Below are 24,795 nucleotides of genomic sequence, written 5' to 3'. Positions count from 1 at the left end.
TCTACAGGGCCGAGACTCCAGCCAGTTGCCGCACCTGCACCGTCGAGGCGGGAATCATCGATGCGATCTTGACGGCCTCGTCGCGGTCGGCGGCGCTCAGTAGGTAGATACCAGTAGCTATTTCGGCGCCCTCAACGTATGGCCCGTCGGTGATCAGAACCTCGCCGTTGCGCACCCGCACGGTCGTCGCCGTGGACCGGTCGTGCAGCGCCGCACCGCCGACGATGTGATCGCCCGCGGCCGCGTGGAGGTCGGCGTGCTTGGCCGCCACCGCGTCCCACTCGGGTGTGCCCGGGGTGTGGGCGGTGGCGGGCGGCTCCAGCAGCAGCGCGAGCCAGTCGTTGCCGGTGAGCTTGCGGGTCAGCTCAAGTGAATGCACCGCGGGCCACACTTCCACGGCCCCGAACGCGGCGAGCGGGACATCGCGCGCCAGCGCCAGCGCCTCGTCGAGGTTCTCCGCTTCGAACATGTAGTAGCCGCAGGCCACCTCGGCGGTCTCGGCGAAGGGCCCGTCGGTGACCACCGGCGCGTCCGGGCCGCCGGTGATGACCACCGCGGCGGCGGCGGGAGCCAGCGCGTCTCCGGATTTGATCGCCGAGCCGGCTTTGGCGTGGAAGTTCTCCCACGCCGCCATCGCTGCGGCCGCATCGTCGGGTGCGCGGTCTTGCTCTTGACTGATCAACAGCGCGAAGTACTGCATGTTCGTCACCTCCGGTTGCGAGCGAAGCCTCGTGCTCCACTCTCTACCTATTCGACGAACGCCGCAGCGCCGATCCGACAGCTAGGCGGCAGCTCCCGGCTTGAGGTAGGTCACCAGGCTGACGTCGAGCATCTCGTCGCCGAAGTAGTGCTCGCAGCCGCGCAGATATTTGATGTAGCGGTTGTAGACCTCTTCTGAGGTGACCTCGATGGCCTTGTCCTTATTCGACTCAAGCGTGTCGCCCCAGATGTGCAGGGTCTTGATGTAGTGCGGCCGCAGCGAAAGCGGTTCGGGCACAACGAATCCCGCCTTCTCACCGTGGTCGACCATCATCTGGGTGGACGGCAGCCGGCCGCCCGGGAAGATCTCGGTGACGATGAACTTGATGAACCGCGCCGTCTCGAAGCTCAGCTTCTTGCCGCGCGCCGCCAGGTCGTACGGGTGGTAGCTGACACTGCTTTGAACGGTCATCCGGCCGTCGTCGGGCATGATGTCGAACGTCCGCTTGAAGAAGTCGTCGTAGTTCTCGTGGCCGAAGTGCTCGAAGGCCTCGATCGACACGATGCGGTCGACGGGCTCGTTGAAATCCTCCCAGTTCTGCAGGCGGACGTCGCGCGAGCGCTCGCTGTCGATCGAACCGAGCAACGCTTCGGCGCGGGCGTGCTGGTTCTTGGACAGCGTCAGGCCGATGACGTTGACGTCGAACCGCTCGACGGCGCGCTTCATGGTGGTGCCCCACCCGCAGCCGATGTCGAGCAGGGTCATGCCCGGCTTGAGGTCCAATTTGTCCAGGTTGAGGTCGATCTTGGCGTACTGGGCCTCTTCCAGGCTCATGTCGTCGCGCTCGAAGTAGGCGCAGCTGTAGATCCGGGACGGGTCCTGGAACAGGCCGAAGAAGTCGTCGGAGACGTCGTAATGCGCCTGGATGTCCTCCGAACGCGTCCGCGTCTTCGTCGGGCTAGTCGGTTGCTCAGCCATTTTCGTCCTGTTCTCCTCCGATGAGGTGCACTTCCTGCGATCCGCGCACGCACCGGCGGGGTCGCGTGTGACCTGCAACGATACCCAATGCCGAGACCTGAATTCGCAAGGGTGCACGTGCGCGTCGCGGTCCCGACCGCGAATGTGGAGTCTACTTTTCCAGGGTGAACTGTTTCACGCCAACCCACCCGCCACGGACCGGTCGGCCGCGGCCGACCGGGCGTTACTTGGTGAGCGTGTACTGGGCCACGTTGGAAATGCCCTTGCGGAAAAGCTCCGCGCAGCCGGTCAGATAGCGCATGAAGCGGTCGTAGACCTCTTCGGACTGGATGGCGATGGCCCGTTCGCGATTTGCGGCAAGATTGGCCGCCCACGTGTCGAGCGTGCGCGCGTAATGCGGTTGCAGATATTGCGTGTGCTCGAGCGTGAATCCGCTGTCCCGGGAATAGTCGACGATATCGGGTTCGCCGCACATGTTCCCGCCAGGGAAGATTTCCTTGCCGAGGAAGCGCAGGAATCGCAGATCGGACATCGTGATCGTGATGCCGTGCTCGTGCCAGTAGTTCTGCGGATGCGTGAAAATGCTGTGCATCAGCATTCTGCTGCCTTCGGGAAGAGTCTGGTAGGCCCAATCCCAGAACGCGGGCCAGCGCTCTTTCTTGAATGCGTCGAAGGCCTCGAAGCTGATGATCCGATCGACTTGCTCGTCGAACTCTTCCCAGCCCTGCAGGCGGGCCTCGGTGCGCCGCGTTGTCGGGATCGCCGCCAGCCTCGCTTTGGTGCGCGCGTAGTGGTTGCGGCTCAGCGTGATGCCGATGACATTCACGTCGTATTTCTCCACCGCCCGGACCACGGCGCCCCCCCAGCCGCATCCGACGTCGAGCACCGTCATTCCCGGCTCGAGTTTCATCTTGTCCAGCGCCAGATCGATCTTGGCGAGCTGCGCCTCTTCCAGGGTCATGTCGTCGTTCTTGAAGTAGGCGCAGGTGTAGACCATGTTCGGGTCGAGGAACAGCGCGAAGAAGTCGTCCGAAATGTCGTAGGTTGCCTGCGACTCTTCGTAATACGGCTTCAGCTTGGCCATTTGAGACACCCACCCTTCTGTGCCAACCGTACAACCCCGCGACATGGACTGAAAATCACGGGGATGCGTTTCTATCAAATGTTTTTGGCTAGCGTGCCTCATCGAAGTTTTCCGTGAGCACGCCGATCACCTGATCCCACAACTGCTGTGGAAGATCATGGCCCATGCCGTCGTATGTCACCAGTCGGGCCCCATCGATCGCCCGCGTCACGGCGCGCCCTCCGGACGGGCGCATCAGCTTGTCGGCCAGGCCGTGGATCACCACGGTGGGCGCGGTGGTCCGCCGGTTGTAGCGACGCAGGCTGCCGCTGCCCAGCACGGCGTCGAAATGCCGGGCGACGCCCCACGGGTAGTAGCTCCGGTCGTAGCTTTCGATGGCCTCCGCCCGGAGCTGCTCCTCGGAAGCCAGGTACCGCGGGCTGCCGATGATCTTGCTGACCCGGATCGCATTGTCGATGATCACGTCGCGCGGCGAGCTCGGCGCCGGCCCCTTGATGAGGGCCAGCAACTGGCGGGGCCCGGGCGGCGGCAGGAACGACGAATTGTTGCTGGAGAAGATGACGCCGAGCGTTTTCGTCCGCCCCTGGAATCGCCCGGCGAAAATCTGGGCGATCATGCCGCCCATCGAAGCGCCCACGACGTGCGCCCGCTCGATGCCCAAGTGATCGAGCACGGCCGCGGCGTCGTCGGCCATGTCCTCCAGCTTGTACGCCGCCTTGCTCGGCAGCCCCAGAAAGGACCGGACCAGGCGCGTCACCAGCGGCTGCCCCGAGCTCGGACGCGGGGTCTTACTCGACAGGCCGACATCCCGGTTGTCGTACCGGATGACGCGCAGGCCGTGGCCGACCAGCTTCTCGCAGAACTCGGTTCGCCACAGCAGCAGCTGGGCGCCCAGCCCCATGATCAGCAGCACGGGCGGGTCGTCGAAGTCGCCCATGTCCTCGTAGTACAGCTTCAAGTCGCCCGACGTGGCGTTCCCGGTGCGGACCTCCATCAGACCTCGATGTCGGAGGAGTGCTCGCGGCTGACTTCGACCATGAAGTTCGCGAAATAGCCCGTCAGTTGCGGATCCGACATCATCTGCCACCTGGGCGCCAGCAGCTTCATGTACCGCTCGACGTAAAGGAATTGCTTGCCTATCAGCACCAGCTCGCGGGGGAGCTTGACATCGTAGGCGTCGGCCAGCGCCGACAACTGCCGGCCAATGTCGGCGTAGGACATGTCGCCCAGCGTCGACATGGTCAGCGGGGTCGCGAACTTCTCCAGGTCCTTGGCGGCCTCGGCCTCGGGCTTCATGGTGCCGACCGCGCCCATCAACACCACGATCTTGCCCGCCGCGGCGTGGTCCTTCTTGACCAGCAGCGCGTACACCAGCTCGCGCAGCAGCCAGCGGGTGCGGGGATCGATGCGGCCCATGATGCCGAAATCGAAGAAGACGATGCGGCCCTGGTCGTCGACGTAGAGGTTGCCTGCGTGCAGATCGCCGTGGAACAGCCCGTGCCGCAGCCCGCCCTCGAACAGCGAGAACAGCAGCGCCTTGACCAGCTCGACACCGTCGAACCCGGCCTTGCGGATGGCCGCGACGTCGTCGATCCGGATGCCCTGCACCCGCTCCATGGTCAGCACCCGGTCGCTGGTGAAGTCCCAGAACACCTGCGGCACCCGGATGTTCTTGCCCAGCGGGGAGGCGTGCAGGTGCGACACCCAGGCTTCCATCGACTGGGCCTCGAGCCGGAAGTTCAGCTCCTCGGCCAGGTTGTCGGAGAAGTCGGCGACCACGTCCTGCGCCGAGAGCCGGCGGCCCAGCTTCGCCAGTTCGACGGCCTGGGCGAAACGCTTGAGGATCTGCAGGTCGGCCGCGACGCGGCGCCGGATGCCCGGCCGCTGGATCTTGACGACCACCTCCTCACCGGTGTGCAGGGTGGCGTAGTGCACCTGCGCGATGGACGCCGATGCGAACGGCGTCTCGTCCCATTTGGCGAACAACTCCGACGGGTCACCGCCGAGGTCTTCGACGATGAGCTTGTGCACTTCGCCGGAGTCGGCGGGCGGCACCCGGTCGAGCAGCCCGCGGAACTCCCGGGACAAGGATTCGCCGAACGCCCCGGGGCTGGAGGCGATGATCTGTCCGAACTTGACGTACGTCGGTCCCAGGTCGGCGAAGGTTTGCGGCAGCTGCTTGATCACCTTCTGCTGCCACGCGCCTCTACCCGGAAGCTTGGTGAGGATGCGGGCGCCGGTGCGGGTGACCTGCCAACCCGTCGCGGCTACCCGGGCCGCTTCGACCGGCAACGGCACCCGGTCGAGCTTGGCGCCCTCTCGATGTTTGGTAGAGCTCATCAGTGCAGTGTGCCAAACCCGAACGGATGAGTCCCAATCCTCTAACTCGGGCGCCGACCGCTTTGCCCGCTTTTCCACGGCTGCACCCAGCCCTCGATCGCCCAGCCCTCCCGCGCGGCGATCAGCTCGTACATGGTGGCGCCGTCGATCGTCTCCCGGATGATGTCGGCGTGCCCGGCATGCCGGGCCAGCTCGTTGATCACGTGCAAAATCACCCAGCGCACCGACCAGGCCCGCTGGTCCTTGGGGAACCACGGGATGTCCCGCGGAACCGGCACCGCGGCGTCCAGGTCCGCGGTCTCCACCAGCCGCAGCGATGTCGCGTTCTGCGCCTTGAACGACGCCAGCAGCCCGGCCAGCGTCTCGTCGGGCCGCATCACGTGCTGGTCGGCGAACTCCGCGGCGATCTGCTCGAACGGGCGGGGGTCTTTCGGCGGCGCCTCCGGCGCCGCGGCCACGCGCGCCATCCAGCTGCGTTGCATTCCGGTGGCGTGCTTGACCAGCCCCCCGATCGACAGCGCGCTGACCGAGGGCGTGGAGCGGGCCTGGTCGTCGGTGAGGCCGTGGCTGACCGCGAAATACGCGCTCTGGTGGTATGCCAGGAATTCGTGAAGGGCGCTGCGTTCGTCGGCAACCGGCGGGGCGAGGGCGGGCACTGTCGGATGTTAGCTCGATCCTAGGGTCTCGCGCGCCGTAAGGTGCGGGGATGCAGGTGGTTTCGGCATGCGACTGACGAAGGCCGAGTCGACCGACCTGTTCGTCGGGCCACCGCACGCGCCGCTGCAGCTGGTCCGCGTCACCGTCTCCGAGTGTGACAAACCCACGCCGATCCGCGTCGACGGGCGCGGCCTGCTCGGGCAGGCGATCGCCGAACCCGGGCGCGAGGTCGTCGAGGTCGCGGTGACGGTGCACGAGGCCGTCGTCGGGCAGCGCCGCACCGCGCGGGTGCAGGCCGGTGGTCAGCGGCTGCCGTTCGAGTTCACCGTGGCCGAGCCGGGCTGGACCATGTTCATGGTCAGCCACTTCCACTACGACCCGGTGTGGTGGAACACCCAGGGCGCCTACACCAGCGAGTGGGCGGAGGACCCGCCGGGGCGGGCCCGCCAACAGAACGGCTTCGACCTGGTGCACGCGCACCTGGAGATGGCGCGCCGCGACCCCGAGTACAAGTTCGTGCTGGCCGAGGTCGACTACCTCAAGCCGTACTGGGACACCCACCCCGAGGACCGGGCCGACCTGCGCCGGCTCATCGACCAGGGCCGCGTCGAGGTGATGGGCGGCACCTACAACGAACCCAACACCAACCTCACCAGCCCCGAGACGACGATCCGGAACCTGGTCCACGGCATGGGTTTTCAGCGGCACGTCGTTGGCGCAAACCCCGCCACCGCGTGGCAGCTGGACGTGTTCGGCCACGATCCACAATTCCCCGGGATGGCCGCCGACGCGGGGCTGACGTCCAGTTCGTGGGCCAGGGGACCGCACCACCAGTGGGGCCCGGCCCACGGCGGCCCCGACATCGGCCCGGAACCCCGCGGCCTCGAGCGGATGCAGTTCTGCAGCGAGTTCGAGTGGATCTCGCCATCTGGGCGCGGCCTGCTCACCCATTACATGCCCGCGCACTATTCGGCGGGCTGGTGGATGGATTCCGCGGCGTCACTGGACGAGGCCGAGAACGCCACGTACGAACTCTTCGATCAGCTCAAAAAGGTCGCCCTGACCCGCAACGTGCTGTTGCCCGTCGGCACCGACTACACCCCGCCCAACAAGTGGGTCACCGAGATCCACCGACACTGGGCCGCCCGCTACACCTGGCCGCGGTTCGTGTGCGCGCTGCCGTGCGACTTCTTCGCGGCCGTCCGTGCCGAGCTGGCGCATGGGCGCGGTGCGCCTCGAGAACCATCGCCCCAGACCCGGGACATGAACCCGATCTACACCGGCAAGGACGTGTCGTACATCGACACCAAGCAGGCCAACCGGGCCGCCGAGAACGCCGTGCTGCAGGCCGAGCGCTTCGCGGTGTTCGCCGGGCTGCTGACCGGTGCTGCGTACCCGCAGGCCGCCCTGGCCAAGGCCTGGGTGCAGCTGGTCTACGGCGCACACCACGACGCCATCACCGGTTCGGAATCCGACCAGGTGTACCTCGATCTGCTGACCGGGTGGCGCGACGCCTGGGAGCTGGGCCGCGCGGCCCGCGACAACTCGCTGGCCTTGCTGTCCGGCGGAATCGACGGCGACGTGGTCGTGTGGAATCCCTTGACCTGCCCACGCACCGACATCGTCACCGTGCGCCTCGACCGGGGCGACCGGGTCCGGGTGCTCGATGCCGACGGTGTCGAGCACGCGGCCCACGTCGAGCACGGCGGCCGGTCGGTCAGCTGGCTGGCGCGCGGGGTGCCGTCGCTGGGTTGGCGGGCATACCGGTTGGTGCCCGTGCCCGAACGGGGCGAACCCGCCGGCTGGCAACCGGTCGCGGGATCGGTGATCGCCAACGAGCACTACCGCCTCGAGGTCGACCCGGCGCGCGGCGGGGGAGTCTCCTCGCTGATCCAGGACGGACGCGAGCTGATCGCCGGTCCCGCGGTGGGCAACGAGCTGGCCGTCTACGAGGAATATCCGGCGCACCCGAACCAGGGCGAGGGCCCGTGGCATCTGCTGCCCAAGGGTCCGGTGGTCTGCTCGTCCGAAGGTCCGGCGCGGGTGCAGGCCTTCCACGGGCCCCTCGGTCAGCGGGTGGTGGTGCACGGCCGGATCGGCACGCTGCTGCGCTACACGCAGACCCTGACCCTGTGGCACGGCGTCGCAAGGGTGGAGTGCCGCACCACGATCGATGAGTTCAGCGGCGCCGACCAGCTGGTGCGGCTGCGCTGGCCGTGCCCGGTGCCGGGCGCCATGCCGGTCAGCGAGGTGGGCGACGCCGTCGTGGGCCGGGGTTTTGCGCTGCTGCACGACGGTCCTCGCTCGGTCGACACCGCCCAGCACCTGTGGACCCTGGACAACCCGGCGTACGGCTGGTTCGGGCTGTCCTCGGCGGCCCGGGTCCGGATATCGGACACCGGCGTGCGGGCCATGTCGGTCGCCGAGGTGGTGTCGCCGGCCGAAGCGGTGTCGGGTCCGCTGGCCCGGGAGCTGATGGTCGCGCTGGTCCGCGCCGGCGTCACGGCCACCTGCAGCTCCGCGGACAAGCCCCGCTACGGCAACCTCGAGGTCGATTCCAATCTGCCCGACGTTCGCATCGTGCTGGGCGGGCCCGCCCGCAACGCCTTCGCCGCGGCCGTGCTGGCCGACGCTCCGGCGTACGCCGAAGAACTGGAGCGCCAGCTGACCGCCACCGGCCGGGCCCGGGTGTGGGTGCCGGCCGAGACGCCGTTGGACGCGGTGTGGGTGCCCGACGCCGACCTGCGTGCGCACCGCGCGCTGCCGGTGCTGGTCATCGACGGACGCGACGAGCACGACCTGCGGGCCGCGATCACCGCCGTGGCCGACGACCTCGGCGACGCCGAGATCACCGTCGCGCAGCAAGCACCCTCAGGCACAGAACGTTTCGAGGACCGCACCGTCGCCCTGCTCAACCGCGGGGTGCCCAGCTTCGCCGTCGACACCGCGGGCACGCTGCACACCGCGCTGATGCGGTCCTGCACCGGCTGGCCCTCGGGCATCTGGATCGACGACCCGCGCCGCACCGCGCCCGACGGGTCCAACTTCCAGCTGCAGCACTGGACCCACACCTTCGACTACGCACTGGTCAGCGGGGCCGGCGACTGGCGGCAGGCCGAGGTCCCCACCCGCAGTGCGCAGTTCTCCCAGCCACTGCTCGCCGTCGCATCGGGGCGGCGGGGGGCGGGGCTGCCGACGGTCGGGTCGCTGCTGCGCGTCGAGCCGGCCGAATCGGTACAGCTGGCCGCCCTCAAGGCCGCCGGCAACCCACTCGCGGCGGGCAGCGCGGCGCCGCTGGACCCGACCGCCGTCGCCCTGCGCCTGGTGGAGACAACCGGCGAGGGCGCCGGCGTCGTCATCGACTCCGACGTGGCGACGGTGCGCGACCTGGCGCGCGCGGATCTGCTGGAAGCGCACCCCGAGCCGGTGTCCACGGTCCAGCTGCACGGCTACCAGGTGGCCACCGTGCTGGCCCGCTTCGACGCGACCCGGGCAGCGACCGGCGCCGCCGACCTGGCCCCGCACGCCGAGTCCGCGCAGCCGCTGTACGCGCGGTACTGGCTGCACAATCGCGGCCCCGCGCCGCTCGGCGGGCTGCCTGCGATGGCCCACCTGCACCCGCTGCGGGTGACCGGGCAGGCCGGCGACCAGGTGACGTTGCGCCTCACCGCGGCCAGCGACAGCACCGACACCACGCTGCGCGGCACGGTCACCCTCCGATGCCCGGACGGCTGGACGGCCACACCCGCCGAGCTGCCCTTCACCCTGCCCGGCGGCGACTACCTGCACACCGACGTGGCGGTGTCGGTCCCGGCGCGCGCCGAACCCGGTAGCTACCCGGTCCACGCCGAACTTCGCATCACCGGCGACGAGGTCCCGGCCTCCTGGCGCCAGCCCGTCGAGGACGTCTGCGTGGTGACCGTGGGCGGGGGAGCCGGTGAGCTCGTCTACCTCGCCGACGGTCCCACCGACGTCACGCTCGAGCCCGGCGAAGCGGGCACCCTGACCGTCACGGTCGGCAGCCACGCCGGCGCCGACCTGAATCTCGAGGCCCATCTGATCAGCCCGTGGGGCACGTGGGCCTGGATGGGTCCCGGGGCGCTCGGCGCGGTGCTACCCGCCCGCGCCACCGTCGACCTAGGCTTCCAGCTGACGCCGCCGGCCTGGCTGGAACCCGGCCAGTGGTGGGCGCTGGTGCGGATCGGCTGCGCCGGCCGACTGGTCTACTCGCCGGCGGTGAAGGTGACGGTGACATGAGCGTCCAGCCGATAGCGACCGTTGCCGGCGTGGCCGTGTCGGCGGGTGACCTCGACGCCGCCGAAGCGCGGCTGCGCGCCTCACGCGGCGCGGCCGGCCTGCCGGTCAGCGGCTCCAGCGAGGGCCGCCAACTGCGGCGCTGGCTGACCCAGCTGATCGTCACCGAGCGGGTGGTCGCCGCGGAGGCGGCCGCGCGCGGGCTGAGCGGACGCGGCGCGCCGTCCGAGGCCGACTTGCTGCCCGACGTGACGGCCCGGCTGGAGATCGGCAGCTTCGCCGCGGCCGCGCTGGCCGATCCGCGTGCCCGCGCGCTGTTCGCGGAGGTCACCGCCGCGGTGCGGGTTGCCGACGCCGACGTGGCCGCCTATCACGCCCGCAACCCCCTGCGCTTTGCCGCACCGCAACCAGGCGAACACGGCTGGCGCACAGCGGCGTCAGCGGCGCCACCGCTGGACGACGTGCGATCGGCGATCGAAGAGCAGCTACGCGGCGCCGCACGGCGGCGCGCCTTCCGGCTGTGGCTGGACGCGCGCCGCGCCGCGCTGGTGAAGTTGGCGCCCGGCTACGAGCATCCCGGAGACCCTCGCCAACCCGACAACACTCACCGGCACTGAACGCCATGCTCACCCTCTGCATGGACATCGGCGGAACCAAAATCGCTGTCGCGCTGGCGGATTCGGGAGGAAAGCTGGTGCACACCGCCACCCGCCCCACACCGGTCGCGGCCGCCGCCGACGGCGTCTGGGCCGTCGTCGAAGCCATGATCGGCGACGCGTTGCAGGCCGCCGACGCTCCGGTCGGCGCCGTCGGGATCGCGTCGGCCGGGCCCATCGATCTGCGCAGCGGAGCCGTCAGTCCGATCAACATCGACGGCTGGGACCGTTTCCCGTTGCGCGACAAAGTTGCCGCGGCGGTGCCCGGACTACCGGTGGTGCTGGCCGGTGACGGCGTCTGTATGGCCCTGGCGGAGCACTGGATCGGAGCGGGGAAAGACGCGCACTCCCGATTCATGCTGGGCATGGTGGTCTCCACCGGGGTGGGCGGTGGACTGGTGCTCGACGGCGTCCCCTACTCGGGGCGCACCGGCAACGCCGGTCACGTCGGACACGTGGTGGTCGAACTGGACGGCCGGCCCTGCACGTGCGGCGGTCACGGTTGCGTGGAGACCGTTGCGTCCGGGCCGTGGATGGTGCGCCGGGCGCGCGAGGACGGCTGGTCCGCGCCGCCCGGCGCCGGCGCGGTCGACCTGGCGGCCGCGGCGGTGGCCGGAGACCCGACGGCCCGGCAGGCATTTCAGCGGGGAGGCAACGCGCTCGCCGCGATGATCGCCTCGGTCGGCGCGGTGTGCGATCTCGATCTCGTGGTGATCGGGGGAGGCGTTGCCAGATCCGGGCCGCTGCTATTCGACCCGCTGCGGGCGAAACTCGCCGAATACGCGGGCCTGGACTTCTTGTCCGGGTTGCGCGTGGTGCCGGGTGAACTCGGCGCTGACGCCGGGCTGATCGGCGCGGCCAGGCTCGCGAGCCTCAGCTGACCCGCCGCAGTGTTCATGCCAGTGTCGTTGCCATGAACAACAGCATCGATGCGCTCGCGGTTGTGGTCACCGGACTGTTGGTGGGCGTGGAGCTGGCGGTCGCGGTCTTCTTCCACCCGCTCATCGCCCGGCTGCCCGACGACGGCTTTCGCGCCGCCCGCGGCGGCGCCGCCCGGGCCCTGGGCACGACGATGCCGTTCTGGTACGCCGTCGTCCTGCTGTTGGTGGCCTCCCTCGCGATCCAGGAGCGCGGCGAGCAGCGCGACTGGCTGTGCGGCATCGCCGCCGGCCTGATGGCCGTGGTGATTCTGCTGACGGTGACCATGCTGGTGCCGATCAACAACCGCATCGCGAAGTGGCCGAGCACCGGTGAGCTCTCCCGCGAGCTCGCCGCCCGCTGGGATCGACGGCACCGGGTGCGGGTGATCCTGCTGCTGGCGGTGTTCGTGCTGTTGGCCCTGGCCGTCACCTGAGCCCGCCGTTTTGGCTGATCGCGCCGGTCACGCTATTGTGTTAGCCGATCCACCGAAGACCGTCGGTCACCGAGCAATCGGTTGAAGGTCCGGGAGTATCCCGGCGGCCCACGCAGGAGGACGAGGCATCAACGCCGGCTCGGGCCGGCGTCTGTTCACGCCCCGGCCGCTTCTGCGCCGGGGCGTTCGTCGTTCTCGGTGGCATCGAGACGACACGTCGCATTGACTTTTTACTTCAGGAGGTAGGCATGGCCAGGGCTGACAAGGCCACCGCCGTTGCAGACATCGCCGAGCAGTTCAAGGAATCGACCGCCACCCTGATCACGGAGTACCGCGGTCTGACCGTCGCCAACCTGGCCGAGCTGCGGCGCTCGCTGGGCGGGGCGGCCACCTACTCGGTGGCCAAGAACACGCTGGTCAAGCGCGCGGCCACGGAGGCGGGCGTCGAGGGGCTCGACGAGTTGTTCGCCGGTCCGACGGCCATCGCATTCGTCACCGGGGAACCGGTCGACGCCGCCAAGGCCATCAAGACCTTCGCCAAGGACCATAAGGCGCTGGTCATCAAGGGCGGCTACATGGACGGCCGCGCGCTGACGGTCGCCGAAGTCGAGCGCATCGCCGACCTCGAGTCGCGCGAGGTGCTTTTGGCCAAGCTGGCGGGCGCGATGAAGGGCAACCTGGCCCAGGCGGCCGGGCTGTTCAACGCTCCGGCGTCGCAGGTCGCCCGCCTCGCGGCCGCGCTGCAAGAGAAGAAGGCCGCAGAGGGGCCAGCAGCTCCGGCAGAGCCGGCGGCCGCTGCCGAGGCCACCCCGGAACCAGCTTCGGAAACACCCGCCGAGTCGCCGGAAACCCCGGCCGAAGCCGAATAACAACCAACCTCCAAACCTGGAAAAACAAGGAAGGACCCATACCCATGGCAAAGATGTCTACCGACGACCTGCTCGACGCTTTCAAGGAAATGACCCTGCTGGAGCTCTCGGACTTCGTGAAGAAGTTCGAGGAGACCTTCGAGGTCACCGCGGCCGCCCCGGTCGCGGTTGCCGCTGCCGGTGGCGCCGCCGCCGGTGGCGCGCCCGCCGAGGCCGCCGAGGAGCAGTCGGAGTTCGACGTGATCCTCGAGGCCGCCGGTGACAAGAAGATCGGCGTCATCAAGGTGGTCCGCGAGATCGTCTCCGGCCTGGGCCTCAAGGAGGCCAAGGACCTGGTCGACGGCGCACCCAAGCCGCTGCTGGAGAAGGTGGCCAAGGAGGCCGCCGACGAGGCCAAGACCAAGCTCGAGGCAGCCGGCGCCACCGTCACCGTCAAGTAAGTCATCGCGCGCAAACCCCCGGGATCGCCATCCCGGGGGTTTCGCGCGTTCAGCGCCTGGCCGACTGCAGCGACCGCGCCACCAGCTCGGGTGAATCGCCAAGGGCGGCAAGCAAATTGGTGGTCATCGCACTGAGCACCGGCGCGACCGCCGAGTCGTCGTCACCGTAATAGCCGGCCAGCTCCAGCATGACGAACCCGTGGATCAACGCCCAGAACTGGGCTGCGGTGGCCACGACGGACGGGTCGTCGTCGGCGGCGCCGACGGTGATCCGGCCGGCCTGCATGCAGCGGTGCACCCCTCGCACCACGTGGGCAAAGCTGGGGTGGCGCCGCTCGATCTCGGCGACCGTCAGGGTCAGCACATTGTGGGCGGGCGCGTTGATGCCGTGTGCGCTGGTGCTGCCGAACATCAGCCGATACATGTGCGGGCGCCTGATGGCGTAGCGGCGGTAGGCCGCGCCGATGACAAAGAGGTCTGCGACGGGATCGGCGGTCTGCGGCATGGTCAGTGCGGCGTCGAACTGCCGCAGTCCTTCCTCGGCCACTTCGGCGATCAACCCGCGCATCCCGCCGAAGTGGGTGTACACGGCCATCGTGGAGGTCCCCGCGATCCCGGCCACCTTGCGCGTCTGGAGGGCGTCGGGCCCGTGCTCATCGAGCAGGCCGACCGCGGCGTGCAGCATCTCCTCGCGAACGCTGCGCTGAACGTCTGAAGTCATCGTTGCCATCCTCCCATCGGGAGCGTAGCGTGCCAATAACGCCGAAATAACAATGTTATAGGAGCTCAGACATGGCGACCACGACGACCGCCAAGCTCGGCAACCCGTACCTCGAGGACTTCCTTGCGCCGGTGCGCACGGAGGTCACCGCGCACGATCTGCGCGTCACCGGACGAATCCCCGAACACCTGGACGGGCGCTACCTGCGCAACGGGCCCAACCCGGTCGCCGAGGTGGACCCGGCCGTCTACCACTGGTTCAGCGGCGACGGCATGGTGCACGGGGTGGCGCTGCGCGACGGGCAGGCGCGCTGGTATCGCAACCGCTGGGTGCGCACCGCGCACGTGTGCGGGGCGTTGAATGAGCAGGCGCCCCGCGGGCTGAACCCGCGCGCCGGGATGCTGTCCGTCGGCCCCAACACCAATGTGCTGAGCCACGCCGGTCAAACGCTTGCGCTCGTCGAGGGGGGCGGGGCTAATTACCGGCTGACCGAGGAACTGGACACCGACGGGACATGCGACTTCGACGGCACCCTGTTCGGGGGCTACACCGCCCATCCGCACCGCGATCCGCGCACCGGCGAATTGCACGCGGTGTCCTACGCTTTCACCCGCGGGCGGACCGTGCAGTACTCGGTGATCGATAACTCGGGACGCGCTCGTCGCACCGTCGACATCGAGGTGGCGGGGTCGCCGATGATGCACGATTTCTCCCTGACCGACGACTACGTGGTGATCTACGACCTGCCGGTGACGTTCGATCCGGTGCAGGTGATGCCGACGAATGTGCCGCGCTGGTTGAGTTTGCCGGCCCGGCTCGTGATGCAGTCGTTGATCGGACGCGTCCGGGTCCCCCGTCCGGTCACCGCGATGATCAACAACAATCGCGAGCCGATCAGCCGGATGCCCTACCGCTGGAATCCCAGCTACCAGGCGCGCATCGGAGTCATGCCGCGCGAGGGCGGCAATAAGGACATTCGCTGGTTCGACATCGAACCCTGCTACGTCTACCACCCGCTCAACGCCTACTCCGAGATGCGCGGTGGCGCTGAGGTTTTGGTGCTCGATGTGGTCCGCTATTCGCGGATGTTCGACCACGACCTACGCGGTCCCGGCGACAGCCGGCCCACGCTGGACCGCTGGACCATCAACCTCGGGACCGGATCGGTGACCAGCGAACGCCGCGACGATCGCCCGCAGGAATTCCCGCGCATCAACGAGAACGTGCTGGGCGGGCGGCACCGATTCGGCTACACCATCGGCACCGACGGCGGCTACCTGGCGAACGGAGCGTCCGAGATGTCCACCGCGCTCTACAAACACGACTACGCCACCGGATCCAGCACGGTTGCGCCGCTGGATGCCGGGCTTCTACTCGGCGAGATGTCCTTCGTGCCCAACCCCGCGCCCCGCGCCGAGGACGACGGCATCTTGATGGGCTTCGGCTATCACCGCGGCCACGACGAAGGCCAATTGCTTCTGCTGGACGCTCAGACGCTCGAGCCGGTGGCCACCATCCACCTGCCGCAGCGGGTCCCGATGGGCTTCCACGGCAACTGGGCGCCCACTGGCTAACACGTGCGTCAAATAGGTGCTGCCGCGCGGGCTTCCGGGTGATCTCAGGACGGCCAATTTTTCCCGCTGTCGTCCGCATCCCTGATGCCGTGTGGCAGGCGTGCGCTACAGTGACTCATGCCACATAAAAGGGCAGGTGGCAGGCACGACTGTCGACGGAAGGATTCCCCATGGGCGTCGCTATCGAGGTGAATGGACTGACGAAGTCCTTCGGCTCCTCGAGGATTTGGGAAGACGTGACGCTGGAAATCCCCGCCGGGGAGGTCAGCGTCCTGCTGGGGCCGTCGGGTACCGGCAAATCGGTTTTCCTGAAGTCCCTGATCGGCTTGTTGCGGCCCGAGCGCGGTTCGGTCGTCATCGACGGCACCGACATCCTGCAGTGTTCGGCCAAGGAGCTCTACGAGATCCGCACGCTGTTCGGCGTCATGTTCCAGGACGGCGCCCTGTTCGGATCGATGAACCTGTTCGACAACGCGGCGTTCCCGCTGCGCGAGCACACCAAGAAGAAGGAAAGCGAGATCCGTGACATCGTCATGGAGAAGCTGACCCTGGTCGGTCTCGGCGGTGACGAGAAGAAGTTCCCCGGCGAGATCTCCGGCGGTATGCGCAAGCGCGCCAGCCTGGCCCGCGCCCTGGTGATGGACCCGCAGATCATCCTCTGCGACGAGCCCGACTCCGGTCTGGACCCGGTCCGTACCGCCTACCTGAGCCAGTTGATCCTCGACATCAACGCCCAGATCGACGCCACCGTGCTGATCGTCACCCACAACATCAACATCGCCCGCACAGTGCCGGACAACATGGGCATGCTGTTCCGGCGCAAGCTGGTCATGTTCGGCCCCCGCGAGGTACTGCTGACCAGCGACGAGCCGGTCGTGCGGCAGTTCCTCAACGGTCGCCGGATCGGGCCGATCGGCATGTCGGAGGAAAAGGACGAGGCGACCATGGCCGAAGAGCAGGCCCTGCTCGACGCGGGTCACCACGCCGGCGGTGTCGAGGAGATCGAGGGTGTGCCCCCGCAGATCACCGCCACGCCCGGCATGCCCGAGCGCAAGGCCGTCGCCCGCCGCCAGGCCCGGGTGCGTGAGATCCTGCACACCCTGCCCAAGAACGCGCAGGCCGCCATCCTCGACGACCTCGAAGGGACCCACAAGTTCCGGTCGCACGAGTTCGGCGACTAGGGCGGGTGGCCGCCGGGTTTCGCGATAACTCCGCGTAACACTCCCGGCCCGCCCTCTTGACGACAGGCCGTAAACGGGCCAGTCTGTTGGGCAGCATGTATCCAGCGGAAAGTCGAGATGCCAGCCAGCGCCGATGTCCCTGGACTGCTAATGCTGGGCAGTTGAGGAATGCGCCGTCCTGCGCTATTGTTGGACGTTGCGCTGGCTACCTCCTGCCCACCTCACCCGCCACCTGACACCGTGGTCTAAGCCTGAGCCCCTCTAGCGGCTTAGTTCTAGTTGCGCGTGAGATCCGGACAGATCGTCCGCCGGCCGAACCGACACAATTCGCGGCGAGCTGACCGGTGGTTCCGGTCTTCGTGAGTCGCACGAGGTGCTGGAAGGATGCATCTTGGCAGATTTCCGCCAGAGCAAGACGGATCGCCCACAAAGTTCCTCTAACGGAAGTTCCTCAAACGGCTCCGTGCCTGGAGCGCCCAACCGAGTTTCCTTCGCCAAGCTCCGCGAACCGCTCGAGGTTCCGGGCCTGCTTGACGTGCAGATCGACTCCTTCGAGTGGTTGATCGGCGCGCCCCGGTGGCGTGAGGCCGCCGCCGCGCGCGGGGACGTGACTCCGGTGGGTGGCCTGGAAGAGGTGCTCTACGAGCTCTCGCCGATCGAGGACTTCTCGGGCTCGATGTCGCTGTCGTTCTCCGACCCGCGTTTCGACGAGGTCAAGGCGCCGGTCGACGAGTGCAAAGACAAGGACATGACGTACGCGGCCCCGCTGTTCGTCACGGCCGAGTTCATCAACAACAACACCGGCGAGATCAAGAGCCAGACGGTGTTCATGGGTGACTTCCCGATGATGACCGAAAAGGGCACCTTCATCATCAACGGCACCGAGCGGGTCGTGGTCAGCCAGCTGGTCCGCTCGCCGGGTGTGTATTTCGACGAGTCGATCGACAAGTCGACCGAGAAGCTGTTGCACAGCGTCAAGGTGATCCCGAGCCGCGGCGCGTGGCTGGAGTTCGACGTCGACAAGCGCGACACCGTCGGCGTGCGCATCGACCGCAAGCGTCGCCAGCCCGTCACCGTGCTGCTCAAGGCGCTGGGCTGGACCAACGAGCAGATCACGGAGCGGTTCGGCTTCTCCGAGATCATGATGTCGACGCTGGAGAAGGACAACACCGCCGGCACCGACGAGGCGCTGCTGGACATCTACCGCAAGCTGCGTCCGGGCGAGCCGCCGACCAAGGAGTCCGCGCAGACCCTGCTGGAGAACCTGTTCTTCAAGGAGAAGCGCTACGACCTGGCCCGTGTCGGCCGCTACAAGGTCAACAAGAAGCTCGGCCTGCACGCGGGCGAGCCGATCACGTCGTCGACGCTGACCGAGGAAGACGTCGTCGCCACCATCGAATACCTGGTGCGCCTGCACGAGGGCCAGGCCACGATGACGGTCCCCGGCGGCACCGAGGTGCCGGTGGAAACCGACGACATCGACCACTTCGGCAATCGCCGGCTGCGTACCGTGGGCGAGCTGATCCAGAACCAGATCCGGGTCGGCATGTCGCGCATGGAGCGCGTGGTCCGTGAGCGGATGACCACCCAGGACGTCGAGGCCATCACGCCGCAGACCCTGATCAACATCCGGCCGGTCGTCGCCGCGATCAAGGAGTTCTTCGGCACCAGCCAGCTGTCGCAGTTCATGGACCAGAACAACCCGCTGTCCGGGCTGACCCACAAGCGTCGTCTGTCGGCGCTGGGCCCCGGTGGTCTGTCCCGTGAGCGCGCCGGCCTGGAAGTCCGCGACGTCCACCCGTCGCACTACGGCCGGATGTGCCCGATCGAGACCCCGGAAGGCCCGAACATCGGTCTGATCGGCTCGCTGTCGGTGTACGCCCGGGTCAACCCGTTCGGGTTCATCGAGACGCCGTACCGCAAGGTGGTCGACGGTGTGGTCTCCGACGAGATCCACTACCTGACCGCCGACGAGGAGGACCGCCACGTCGTGGCGCAGGCCAACTCGCCGATCGACGCCAAGGGCCGGTTCGAAGAGGCACGCGTCCTGGTCCGCCGGAAGGCGGGCGAGGTCGAGTACGTGCCCTCGTCCGAGGTGGACTACATGGACGTCTCGCCGCGCCAGATGGTGTCGGTCGCGACGGCCATGATCCCGTTCCTCGAGCACGACGACGCCAACCGTGCCCTGATGGGTGCCAACATGCAGCGCCAGGCGGTTCCGCTGGTGCGCAGCGAGGCCCCGCTGGTGGGTACCGGTATGGAGCTGCGCGCGGCGATCGACGCCGGCGACGTGGTCGTGGCCGACAAGGCCGGGGTGATCGAGGAGGTCTCCGCCGACTACATCACCGTGATGGCCGACGACGGCACCCGGCACACCTACCGGATGCGCAAGTTCGAGCGGTCCAACCACGGAACCTGCGCGAACCAGTCGCCGATCGTCGACGCGGGGGAGCGGGTCGAGGCCGGCCAGGTCATCGCCGACGGTCCCTGCACCGAGAACGGTGAGATGGCGCTGGGCAAGAACCTGCTCGTGGCGATCATGCCGTGGGAGGGCCACAACTACGAGGACGCGATCATCCTCTCCAACCGGCTGGTCGAGGAGGACGTGCTCACCTCGATCCACATCGAGGAGCACGAGATCGACGCCCGCGACACGAAGCTGGGCGCCGAGGAGATCACCCGGGACATCCCGAACGTCTCCGACGAGGTGCTGGCCGACCTGGACGAGCGCGGCATCGTTCGCATCGGTGCCGAGGTTCGCGACGGCGACATCCTGGTGGGCAAGGTCACCCCGAAGGGTGAAACTGAGCTGACCCCGGAGGAGCGGCTGCTGCGCGCGATCTTCGGTGAGAAGGCCCGCGAGGTGCGCGACACCTCTTTGAAGGTGCCGCACGGCGAGTCCGGCAAGGTCATCGGCATCCGGGTGTTCTCCCGCGAGGACGACGACGAGCTGCCGGCCGGTGTCAACGAGCTGGTGCGCGTCTACGTGGCCCAGAAGCGCAAGATCTCCGACGGCGACAAGCTCGCCGGACGCCACGGCAACAAGGGCGTCATCGGCAAGATCCTGCCGCAGGAGGACATGCCGTTCCTGCCGGACGGCACCCCGGTGGACATCATCCTGAACACCCACGGTGTGCCACGACGGATGAACATCGGCCAGATCCTGGAGACCCACCTCGGGTGGGTGGCCAAGTCCGGCTGGAACATCGACGGTTCGCCCGACTGGGCGGTCAACCTGCCCGAGCAGCTGCTGCACGCCCAGCCGAACCAGATCGTGTCGACGCCGGTGTTCGACGGCGCCAAGGAGGAGGAGCTGGCCGGCATGCTGTCCTGCACGCTGCCCAACCGCGACGGTGAGGTCATGGTCAACGGCGACGGCAAGGCGGTGCTGTTCGACGGCCGCAGCGGTGAGCCGTTCCCGTACCCGGTGACCGTCGGCTACATGTACATCATGAAGCTGCACCACTTGGTGGACGACAAGATCCACGCCCGCTCCACCGGCCCGTACTCGATGATCACGCAGCAGCCGCTGGGTGGTAAGGCGCAGTTCGGTGGCCAGCGCTTCGGTGAGATGGAGTGCTGGGCCATGCAGGCCTACGGCGCGGCGTACACGCTGCAGGAGCTGTTGACCATCAAGTCCGACGACACCGTCGGCCGGGTCAAGGTGTACGAGGCGATCGTGAAGGGCGAGAACATCCCGGAGCCGGGCATTCCCGAGTCCTTCAAGGTGTTGCTCAAGGAGCTGCAGTCGCTCTGCCTCAACGTCGAGGTGCTCTCCTCGGACGGTGCGGCGATCGAGCTGCGCGAAGGCGAGGACGAGGACCTCGAGCGGGCGGCGGCGAACCTGGGAATCAACTTGTCCCGCAACGAATCTGCGTCTGTTGAGGATCTGGCTTAGCGGCAACGTTGCAGCCAGCCTCTTATTGGTAACTAAACCCGCAAGGGGAAAGGGAGTTACGTGCTCGACGTCAACTTCTTCGATGAACTCCGTATCGGCCTGGCCACCGCGGAGGACATCAGGCAATGGTCTTACGGCGAGGTCAAGAAGCCGGAGACGATCAACTACCGCACGCTGAAGCCGGAGAAGGACGGCCTGTTCTGCGAGAAGATCTTCGGACCGACTCGCGACTGGGAGTGCTACTGCGGCAAGTACAAGCGTGTCCGGTTCAAGGGCATCATCTGTGAGCGCTGCGGCGTCGAGGTGACCCGCGCCAAGGTGCGTCGCGAGCGGATGGGCCACATCGAGTTGGCCGCGCCCGTCACGCACATCTGGTACTTCAAGGGCGTGCCGTCGCGGTTGGGGTATCTGCTCGACCTGGCGCCGAAGGATCTCGAGAAGATCATCTACTTCGCCGCCTACGTCATCACGTCGGTCGACGACGAGATGCGCCACAACGAGCTCTCGACGCTCGAGGCCGAAATGATGGTGGAGCGCAAGGCCATTGAGGACCAGCGCGACGCCGACCTGGAGGCCCGCGCCCAGAAGCTCGAGGCCGACCTGGCCGAACTGGAGGCCGAGGGCGCCAAGGCCGACGCGCGCCGCAAGGTCCGTGACGGCGGTGAGCGCGAGATGCGCCAGCTGCGTGACCGGGCCCAGCGTGAGCTGGACCGGCTCGAGGAGATCTGGACGACCTTCACCAAGCTGGCTCCCAAGCAGCTGATCGTCGACGAGAACCTCTACCGCGAGCTGATCGACCGCTTCGGTGAGTACTTCACCGGCGCCATGGGCGCGGAGTCGATCCAGAAGCTGATCGAGAACTTCGACATCGACGCCGAGGCCGAGATCCTGCGTGACGTCATCCGGAACGGCAAGGGGCAGAAGAAGCTTCGCGCGCTCAAGCGGCTCAAGGTGGTCGCCGCCTTCCAGCAGTCGGGGAACTCCCCGATGGGCATGGTGCTCGACGCCGTCCCGGTGATTCCGCCGGAACTGCGCCCGATGGTGCAGCTCGACGGTGGCCGGTTCGCCACGTCGGACCTGAACGACCTGTACCGCCGCGTGATCAACCGGAACAACCGCCTCAAGAGGCTGATCGACCTCGGCGCGCCCGAGATCATCGTCAACAACGAGAAGCGGATGTTGCAGGAGTCCGTGGACGCGCTGTTCGACAACGGCCGTCGCGGCCGCCCGGTCACCGGGCCGGGTAACCGCCCGCTGAAGTCGCTCTCCGATCTGCTCAAGGGTAAGCAGGGCCGGTTCCGTCAGAACCTGCTCGGCAAGCGTGTCGACTACTCGGGCCGTTCGGTCATCGTGGTCGGTCCGCAGCTCAAGCTGCACCAGTGCGGTCTGCCCAAGCTGATGGCGCTGGAGCTGTTCAAGCCGTTCGTGATGAAGCGACTGGTCGACCTCAACCACGCGCAGAACATCAAGAGCGCCAAGCGCATGGTGGAGCGTCAGCGCCCCCAGGTGTGGGATGTCCTCGAAGAGGTCATCGCCGAGCACCCGGTGCTGCTGAACCGCGCACCCACCCTGCACCGGCTGGGTATCCAGGCCTTCGAGCCAATGCTGGTGGAGGGCAAGGCGATCCAGCTGCACCCGCTGGTGTGTGAGGCGTTCAACGCCGACTTCGACGGTGACCAGATGGCGGTGCACCTGCCGCTGAGCGCCGAGGCGCAGGCCGAGGCCCGCATCCTGATGCTGTCCTCGAACAACATCCTGTCGCCCGCGTCCGGCCGTCCGCTGGCCATGCCGCGGCTGGACATGGTGACCGGTCTGTACTTCCTGACCACCGAGGTCGAGGGGGACAAGGGCGAATTCAAGGCGGCCGCCAAGGACGAGCCCGAGGTCGGGGTGTACTCCTCGCCGGCCGAGGCGATCATGGCGTCCGACCGTGGCGTGCTGTCGGTGCGGGCCAAGATCAAGGTGCGGCTGACCCAGTTGCGTCCGCCCGCCGAGATCGAGGCCGAGCTGTTCGGCGCGAACGGCTGGCAGCCGGGCGATGCCTGGATGGCCGAGACCACCTTGGGCCGTGTGCTTTTCAACGAACTGCTGCCGGTGGGCTACCCGTTCGTGAACAAGCAGATGCACAAGAAGGTCCAGGCTTCGATCATCAACGATCTGGCCGAGCGCTACCCGATGATCGTCGTCGCGCAGACCGTGGACAAGCTGAAGGACGCCGGTTTCTACTGGGCGACCCGCAGCGGTGTCACGGTCTCGATGGCCGACGTGCTCGTCCCGCCGCGCAAGAAGGAGATCCTCGACCAGTACGAGGAGCGGGCCGAGAAGGTCGAAAAGCAGTTCCAGCGTGGTGCTTTGAACCACGACGAGCGCAACGAGGCGCTGGTGGAGATCTGGAAGGAAGCCACCGACGAGGTCGGTCAGGCGCTGCGTGAGCACTACCCGGCCGACAACCCGATCATCACGATCGTGGACTCGGGCGCCACGGGTAACTTCACCCAGACGCGAACGCTGGCCGGCATGAAGGGTCTGGTGACCAACCCGAAGGGTGAGTTCATCCCGCGTCCGGTCAAGTCGTCGTTCCGCGAGGGCCTGACGGTGCTGGAGTACTTCATCAACACGCACGGCGCTCGAAAGGGCCTGGCGGACACCGCGTTGCGTACCGCCGACTCGGGTTACCTGACCCGTCGTCTGGTGGACGTCAGCCAGGACGTCATCGTCCGCGAGCACGACTGCGAGACCGAGCGGGGCATCATCGTCGAGCTGGCCGAGCGTCAGCCGGACGGCACACTGATCCGCGACCCGTACATCGAAACCTCGGCGTACGCACGGACTCTGGGCGCCGACGCGGTCGACGAGGCCGGCAACGTCGTCGTCGCGCGTGGCGAGGACCTGGGTGACCCGTCGATCGAAGCCCTACTGGCTGCGGGCATCACGCAGATCAAGGTGCGTTCGGTGCTGACGTGCACCACCGGCACCGGCGTGTGTGCGACCTGTTACGGGCGGTCCATGGCCACCGGGAAGCTGGTCGACATCGGCGAGGCCGTCGGTATCGTCGCGGCGCAGTCCATCGGCGAGCCCGGTACCCAGCTGACCATGCGTACCTTCCACCAGGGTGGTGTCGGTGAGGACATCACCGGCGGTCTGCCCCGTGTGCAGGAGCTGTTCGAGGCCCGCATCCCGCGGGGCAAGGCGCCGATCGCCGACGTCACCGGGCGGGTGCGTCTCGAGGACGGTGAGCGGTTCTACAAGATCACCATCGTTCCCGACGACGGTAGCGAAGAGGTCGTGTACGACAAGCTCTCCAAGCGGCAGCGGCTGCGTGTGTTCAAGCACGAAGACGGCTCCGAGCGGGTGCTGTCCGACGGCGACCACGTCGAGGTGGGCCAGCAGTTGATGGAAGGCTCGGCCGACCCGCACGAGGTGCTGCGCGTCCAGGGCCCCCGCGAGGTGCAGATCCACCTGGTCCGCGAGGTCCAGGAGGTCTACCGCGCGCAGGGTGTGTCGATTCACGACAAGCACATCGAGGTGATCGTTCGCCAGATGCTGCGCCGCGTCACCATCATCGACTCGGGCTCGACGGAGTTCCTGCCCGGCTCGCTGATCGACCGTGCGGAGTTCGAGGCGGAGAACCGCCGGGTGGTGGCCGAGGGCGGCGAGCCCGCCGCCGGACGTCCGGTCCTGATGGGCATCACGAAGGCGTCGCTGGCCACCGACTCGTGGCTGAGTGCGGCGTCGTTCCAGGAGACCACGCGAGTGCTGACCGATGCGGCGATCAACTGCCGCAGCGACAAGCTCAACGGTCTGAAGGAGAACGTGATCATCGGAAAGCTGATCCCGGCCGGTACCGGTATCAACCGGTACCGCAACATCGCGGTGCAGCCGACCGAGGAGGCCCGGGCCGCCGCGTACACGATCCCGTCCTACGAGGATCAGTACTACAGCCCGGACTTCGGCCAGGCCACCGGGGCCGCGGTGCCGCTGGACGATTACGGCTACAGCGACTACCGCTGATCGACGACGAGAAAGCCCCGGGTTCGCCCGGGGCTTTTTCGTATGCCGATGAGTTCGGCCTGCGATCGAGGTCTACCT

17 protein-coding genes are annotated in these 24,795 nt (G+C 67.6%); 10 read left to right on the top strand and 7 right to left on the bottom strand.

The window, feature by feature from the left end:
* Nucleotide 1 precedes the first annotated feature (1 nt).
* From AC5Y4H_RS09420 to AC5Y4H_RS09395, 6 genes are all read right to left on the bottom strand, one after another.
* Complete coding sequence (locus tag AC5Y4H_RS09420; protein ID WP_499980655.1) at nucleotides 2-700, bottom strand: YciI family protein; 699 nt, start codon at nucleotides 698-700, stop codon at nucleotides 2-4.
* Nucleotides 701-781: 81 nt separating this feature from the next.
* Complete coding sequence (gene mmaA4 / locus AC5Y4H_RS09415; RefSeq protein WP_499980653.1) at nucleotides 782-1,678, bottom strand: hydroxymycolate synthase MmaA4; 897 nt, start codon at nucleotides 1,676-1,678, stop codon at nucleotides 782-784.
* Nucleotides 1,679-1,901: 223 nt separating this feature from the next.
* On the bottom strand, nucleotides 1,902-2,762 hold the full coding sequence (locus AC5Y4H_RS09410; RefSeq protein ID WP_499980651.1) for a cyclopropane mycolic acid synthase family methyltransferase: 861 nt from the start codon (nucleotides 2,760-2,762) through the stop codon (nucleotides 1,902-1,904).
* Between the two features lie 88 nt (nucleotides 2,763-2,850).
* Nucleotides 2,851-3,756 (bottom strand): alpha/beta fold hydrolase, encoded by a 906-nt coding sequence (locus tag AC5Y4H_RS09405; RefSeq protein WP_499980649.1) that lies wholly within the window; start codon nucleotides 3,754-3,756, stop codon nucleotides 2,851-2,853.
* Nucleotides 3,756-5,102 carry an ABC1 kinase family protein gene (locus tag AC5Y4H_RS09400; protein ID WP_499980647.1) on the bottom strand — a complete coding sequence of 449 codons (1,347 nt, stop codon included), beginning with the start codon at nucleotides 5,100-5,102 and terminating at the stop codon, nucleotides 3,756-3,758. Before AC5Y4H_RS09400 ends, AC5Y4H_RS09405 begins: the two co-directional genes overlap by 1 nt.
* A 41-nt stretch (nucleotides 5,103-5,143) precedes the next feature.
* Entirely contained in the window at nucleotides 5,144-5,758 is a 615-nt protein-coding gene (locus AC5Y4H_RS09395) for a DinB family protein (RefSeq protein WP_499980641.1), read from the bottom strand.
* A 67-nt stretch (nucleotides 5,759-5,825) separates the two neighbouring features.
* Between AC5Y4H_RS09395 and AC5Y4H_RS09390 the strand changes: the two genes are divergently transcribed.
* From AC5Y4H_RS09390 to rplL, 6 genes are all read left to right on the top strand, one after another.
* On the top strand, nucleotides 5,826-10,016 hold the full coding sequence (locus tag AC5Y4H_RS09390; RefSeq protein WP_499980638.1) for a glycoside hydrolase family 38 N-terminal domain-containing protein: 4,191 nt from the start codon (nucleotides 5,826-5,828) through the stop codon (nucleotides 10,014-10,016).
* Nucleotides 10,013-10,630 carry a DUF7158 domain-containing protein gene (locus AC5Y4H_RS09385; RefSeq protein ID WP_499980637.1) on the top strand — a complete coding sequence of 206 codons (618 nt, stop codon included), beginning with the start codon at nucleotides 10,013-10,015 and terminating at the stop codon, nucleotides 10,628-10,630. Before AC5Y4H_RS09390 ends, AC5Y4H_RS09385 begins: the two co-directional genes overlap by 4 nt.
* A 5-nt stretch (nucleotides 10,631-10,635) precedes the next feature.
* Entirely contained in the window at nucleotides 10,636-11,550 is a 915-nt protein-coding gene (locus AC5Y4H_RS09380; protein WP_499980635.1) for an ROK family protein, read from the top strand.
* Between the two features lie 32 nt (nucleotides 11,551-11,582).
* Nucleotides 11,583-12,023: an anthrone oxygenase family protein gene (locus AC5Y4H_RS09375; RefSeq protein WP_499980633.1), complete on the top strand. Its 441-nt coding sequence runs from the start codon at nucleotides 11,583-11,585 to the stop codon at nucleotides 12,021-12,023.
* 248 nt (nucleotides 12,024-12,271) lie between these two features.
* Nucleotides 12,272-12,892, top strand: coding sequence for a 50S ribosomal protein L10 (rplJ, locus tag AC5Y4H_RS09370; protein ID WP_499980631.1), 621 nt, complete (start codon nucleotides 12,272-12,274; stop codon nucleotides 12,890-12,892).
* A gap of 44 nt (nucleotides 12,893-12,936) precedes the next feature.
* A complete protein-coding gene (gene rplL, locus AC5Y4H_RS09365; RefSeq protein WP_067102843.1) occupies nucleotides 12,937-13,332 on the top strand; it encodes a 50S ribosomal protein L7/L12 in 396 nt (131 codons plus the stop codon).
* A 49-nt stretch (nucleotides 13,333-13,381) separates the two neighbouring features.
* Here rplL and AC5Y4H_RS09360 read toward each other — a convergent pair whose 3' ends face one another.
* Nucleotides 13,382-14,053 (bottom strand): TetR/AcrR family transcriptional regulator, encoded by a 672-nt coding sequence (locus AC5Y4H_RS09360; protein WP_499980625.1) that lies wholly within the window; start codon nucleotides 14,051-14,053, stop codon nucleotides 13,382-13,384.
* A 71-nt stretch (nucleotides 14,054-14,124) separates the two neighbouring features.
* Between AC5Y4H_RS09360 and AC5Y4H_RS09355 the strand changes: the two genes are divergently transcribed.
* The 4 genes from AC5Y4H_RS09355 (at nucleotide 14,125) to AC5Y4H_RS09340 (ending at nucleotide 24,717) form a co-directional block, all read left to right on the top strand.
* Nucleotides 14,125-15,627: a carotenoid oxygenase family protein gene (locus AC5Y4H_RS09355; RefSeq protein WP_499980623.1), complete on the top strand. Its 1,503-nt coding sequence runs from the start codon at nucleotides 14,125-14,127 to the stop codon at nucleotides 15,625-15,627.
* 170 nt (nucleotides 15,628-15,797) lie between these two features.
* Nucleotides 15,798-16,808: an ABC transporter ATP-binding protein gene (locus AC5Y4H_RS09350; protein ID WP_499980621.1), complete on the top strand. Its 1,011-nt coding sequence runs from the start codon at nucleotides 15,798-15,800 to the stop codon at nucleotides 16,806-16,808.
* Nucleotides 16,809-17,199: 391 nt separating this feature from the next.
* Nucleotides 17,200-20,706, top strand: a complete 3,507-nt coding sequence (gene rpoB, locus AC5Y4H_RS09345) for a DNA-directed RNA polymerase subunit beta (protein WP_499980618.1) — start codon at nucleotides 17,200-17,202, stop codon at nucleotides 20,704-20,706.
* A gap of 60 nt (nucleotides 20,707-20,766) precedes the next feature.
* Nucleotides 20,767-24,717, top strand: coding sequence for a DNA-directed RNA polymerase subunit beta' (locus tag AC5Y4H_RS09340; RefSeq protein ID WP_499980616.1), 3,951 nt, complete (start codon nucleotides 20,767-20,769; stop codon nucleotides 24,715-24,717).
* The last annotated feature ends 78 nt before the right edge of the window (nucleotides 24,718-24,795 follow it).

This window comes from Mycobacterium sp. NGS58 (genome assembly GCF_059812385.1).
This window is presented reverse-complemented; position numbering and strand designations above follow the sequence as displayed.

What these genes read in the sequence shown, in the direction of transcription:
- AC5Y4H_RS09420 (WP_499980655.1), bottom strand. Translation starts at nt 700, where the DNA reads ATGCAGTACTTCGCGCTGTTGATCAGTCAAGAGCAAGACCGCGCACCC.
- mmaA4 (WP_499980653.1), bottom strand. Translation starts at nt 1,678, where the DNA reads ATGGCTGAGCAACCGACTAGCCCGACGAAGACGCGGACGCGTTCGGAG.
- AC5Y4H_RS09410 (WP_499980651.1), bottom strand. Translation starts at nt 2,762, where the DNA reads ATGGCCAAGCTGAAGCCGTATTACGAAGAGTCGCAGGCAACCTACGAC.
- AC5Y4H_RS09405 (WP_499980649.1), bottom strand. Translation starts at nt 3,756, where the DNA reads ATGGAGGTCCGCACCGGGAACGCCACGTCGGGCGACTTGAAGCTGTAC.
- AC5Y4H_RS09400 (WP_499980647.1), bottom strand. Translation starts at nt 5,102, where the DNA reads ATGAGCTCTACCAAACATCGAGAGGGCGCCAAGCTCGACCGGGTGCCG.
- AC5Y4H_RS09390 (WP_499980638.1), top strand. Translation starts at nt 5,826, where the DNA reads ATGCGACTGACGAAGGCCGAGTCGACCGACCTGTTCGTCGGGCCACCG.
- AC5Y4H_RS09385 (WP_499980637.1), top strand. Translation starts at nt 10,013, where the DNA reads ATGAGCGTCCAGCCGATAGCGACCGTTGCCGGCGTGGCCGTGTCGGCG.
- AC5Y4H_RS09380 (WP_499980635.1), top strand. Translation starts at nt 10,636, where the DNA reads ATGCTCACCCTCTGCATGGACATCGGCGGAACCAAAATCGCTGTCGCG.
- AC5Y4H_RS09375 (WP_499980633.1), top strand. Translation starts at nt 11,583, where the DNA reads ATGAACAACAGCATCGATGCGCTCGCGGTTGTGGTCACCGGACTGTTG.
- rplJ (WP_499980631.1), top strand. Translation starts at nt 12,272, where the DNA reads ATGGCCAGGGCTGACAAGGCCACCGCCGTTGCAGACATCGCCGAGCAG.
- rplL (WP_067102843.1), top strand. Translation starts at nt 12,937, where the DNA reads ATGGCAAAGATGTCTACCGACGACCTGCTCGACGCTTTCAAGGAAATG.
- AC5Y4H_RS09360 (WP_499980625.1), bottom strand. Translation starts at nt 14,053, where the DNA reads ATGACTTCAGACGTTCAGCGCAGCGTTCGCGAGGAGATGCTGCACGCC.
- AC5Y4H_RS09355 (WP_499980623.1), top strand. Translation starts at nt 14,125, where the DNA reads ATGGCGACCACGACGACCGCCAAGCTCGGCAACCCGTACCTCGAGGAC.
- AC5Y4H_RS09350 (WP_499980621.1), top strand. Translation starts at nt 15,798, where the DNA reads ATGGGCGTCGCTATCGAGGTGAATGGACTGACGAAGTCCTTCGGCTCC.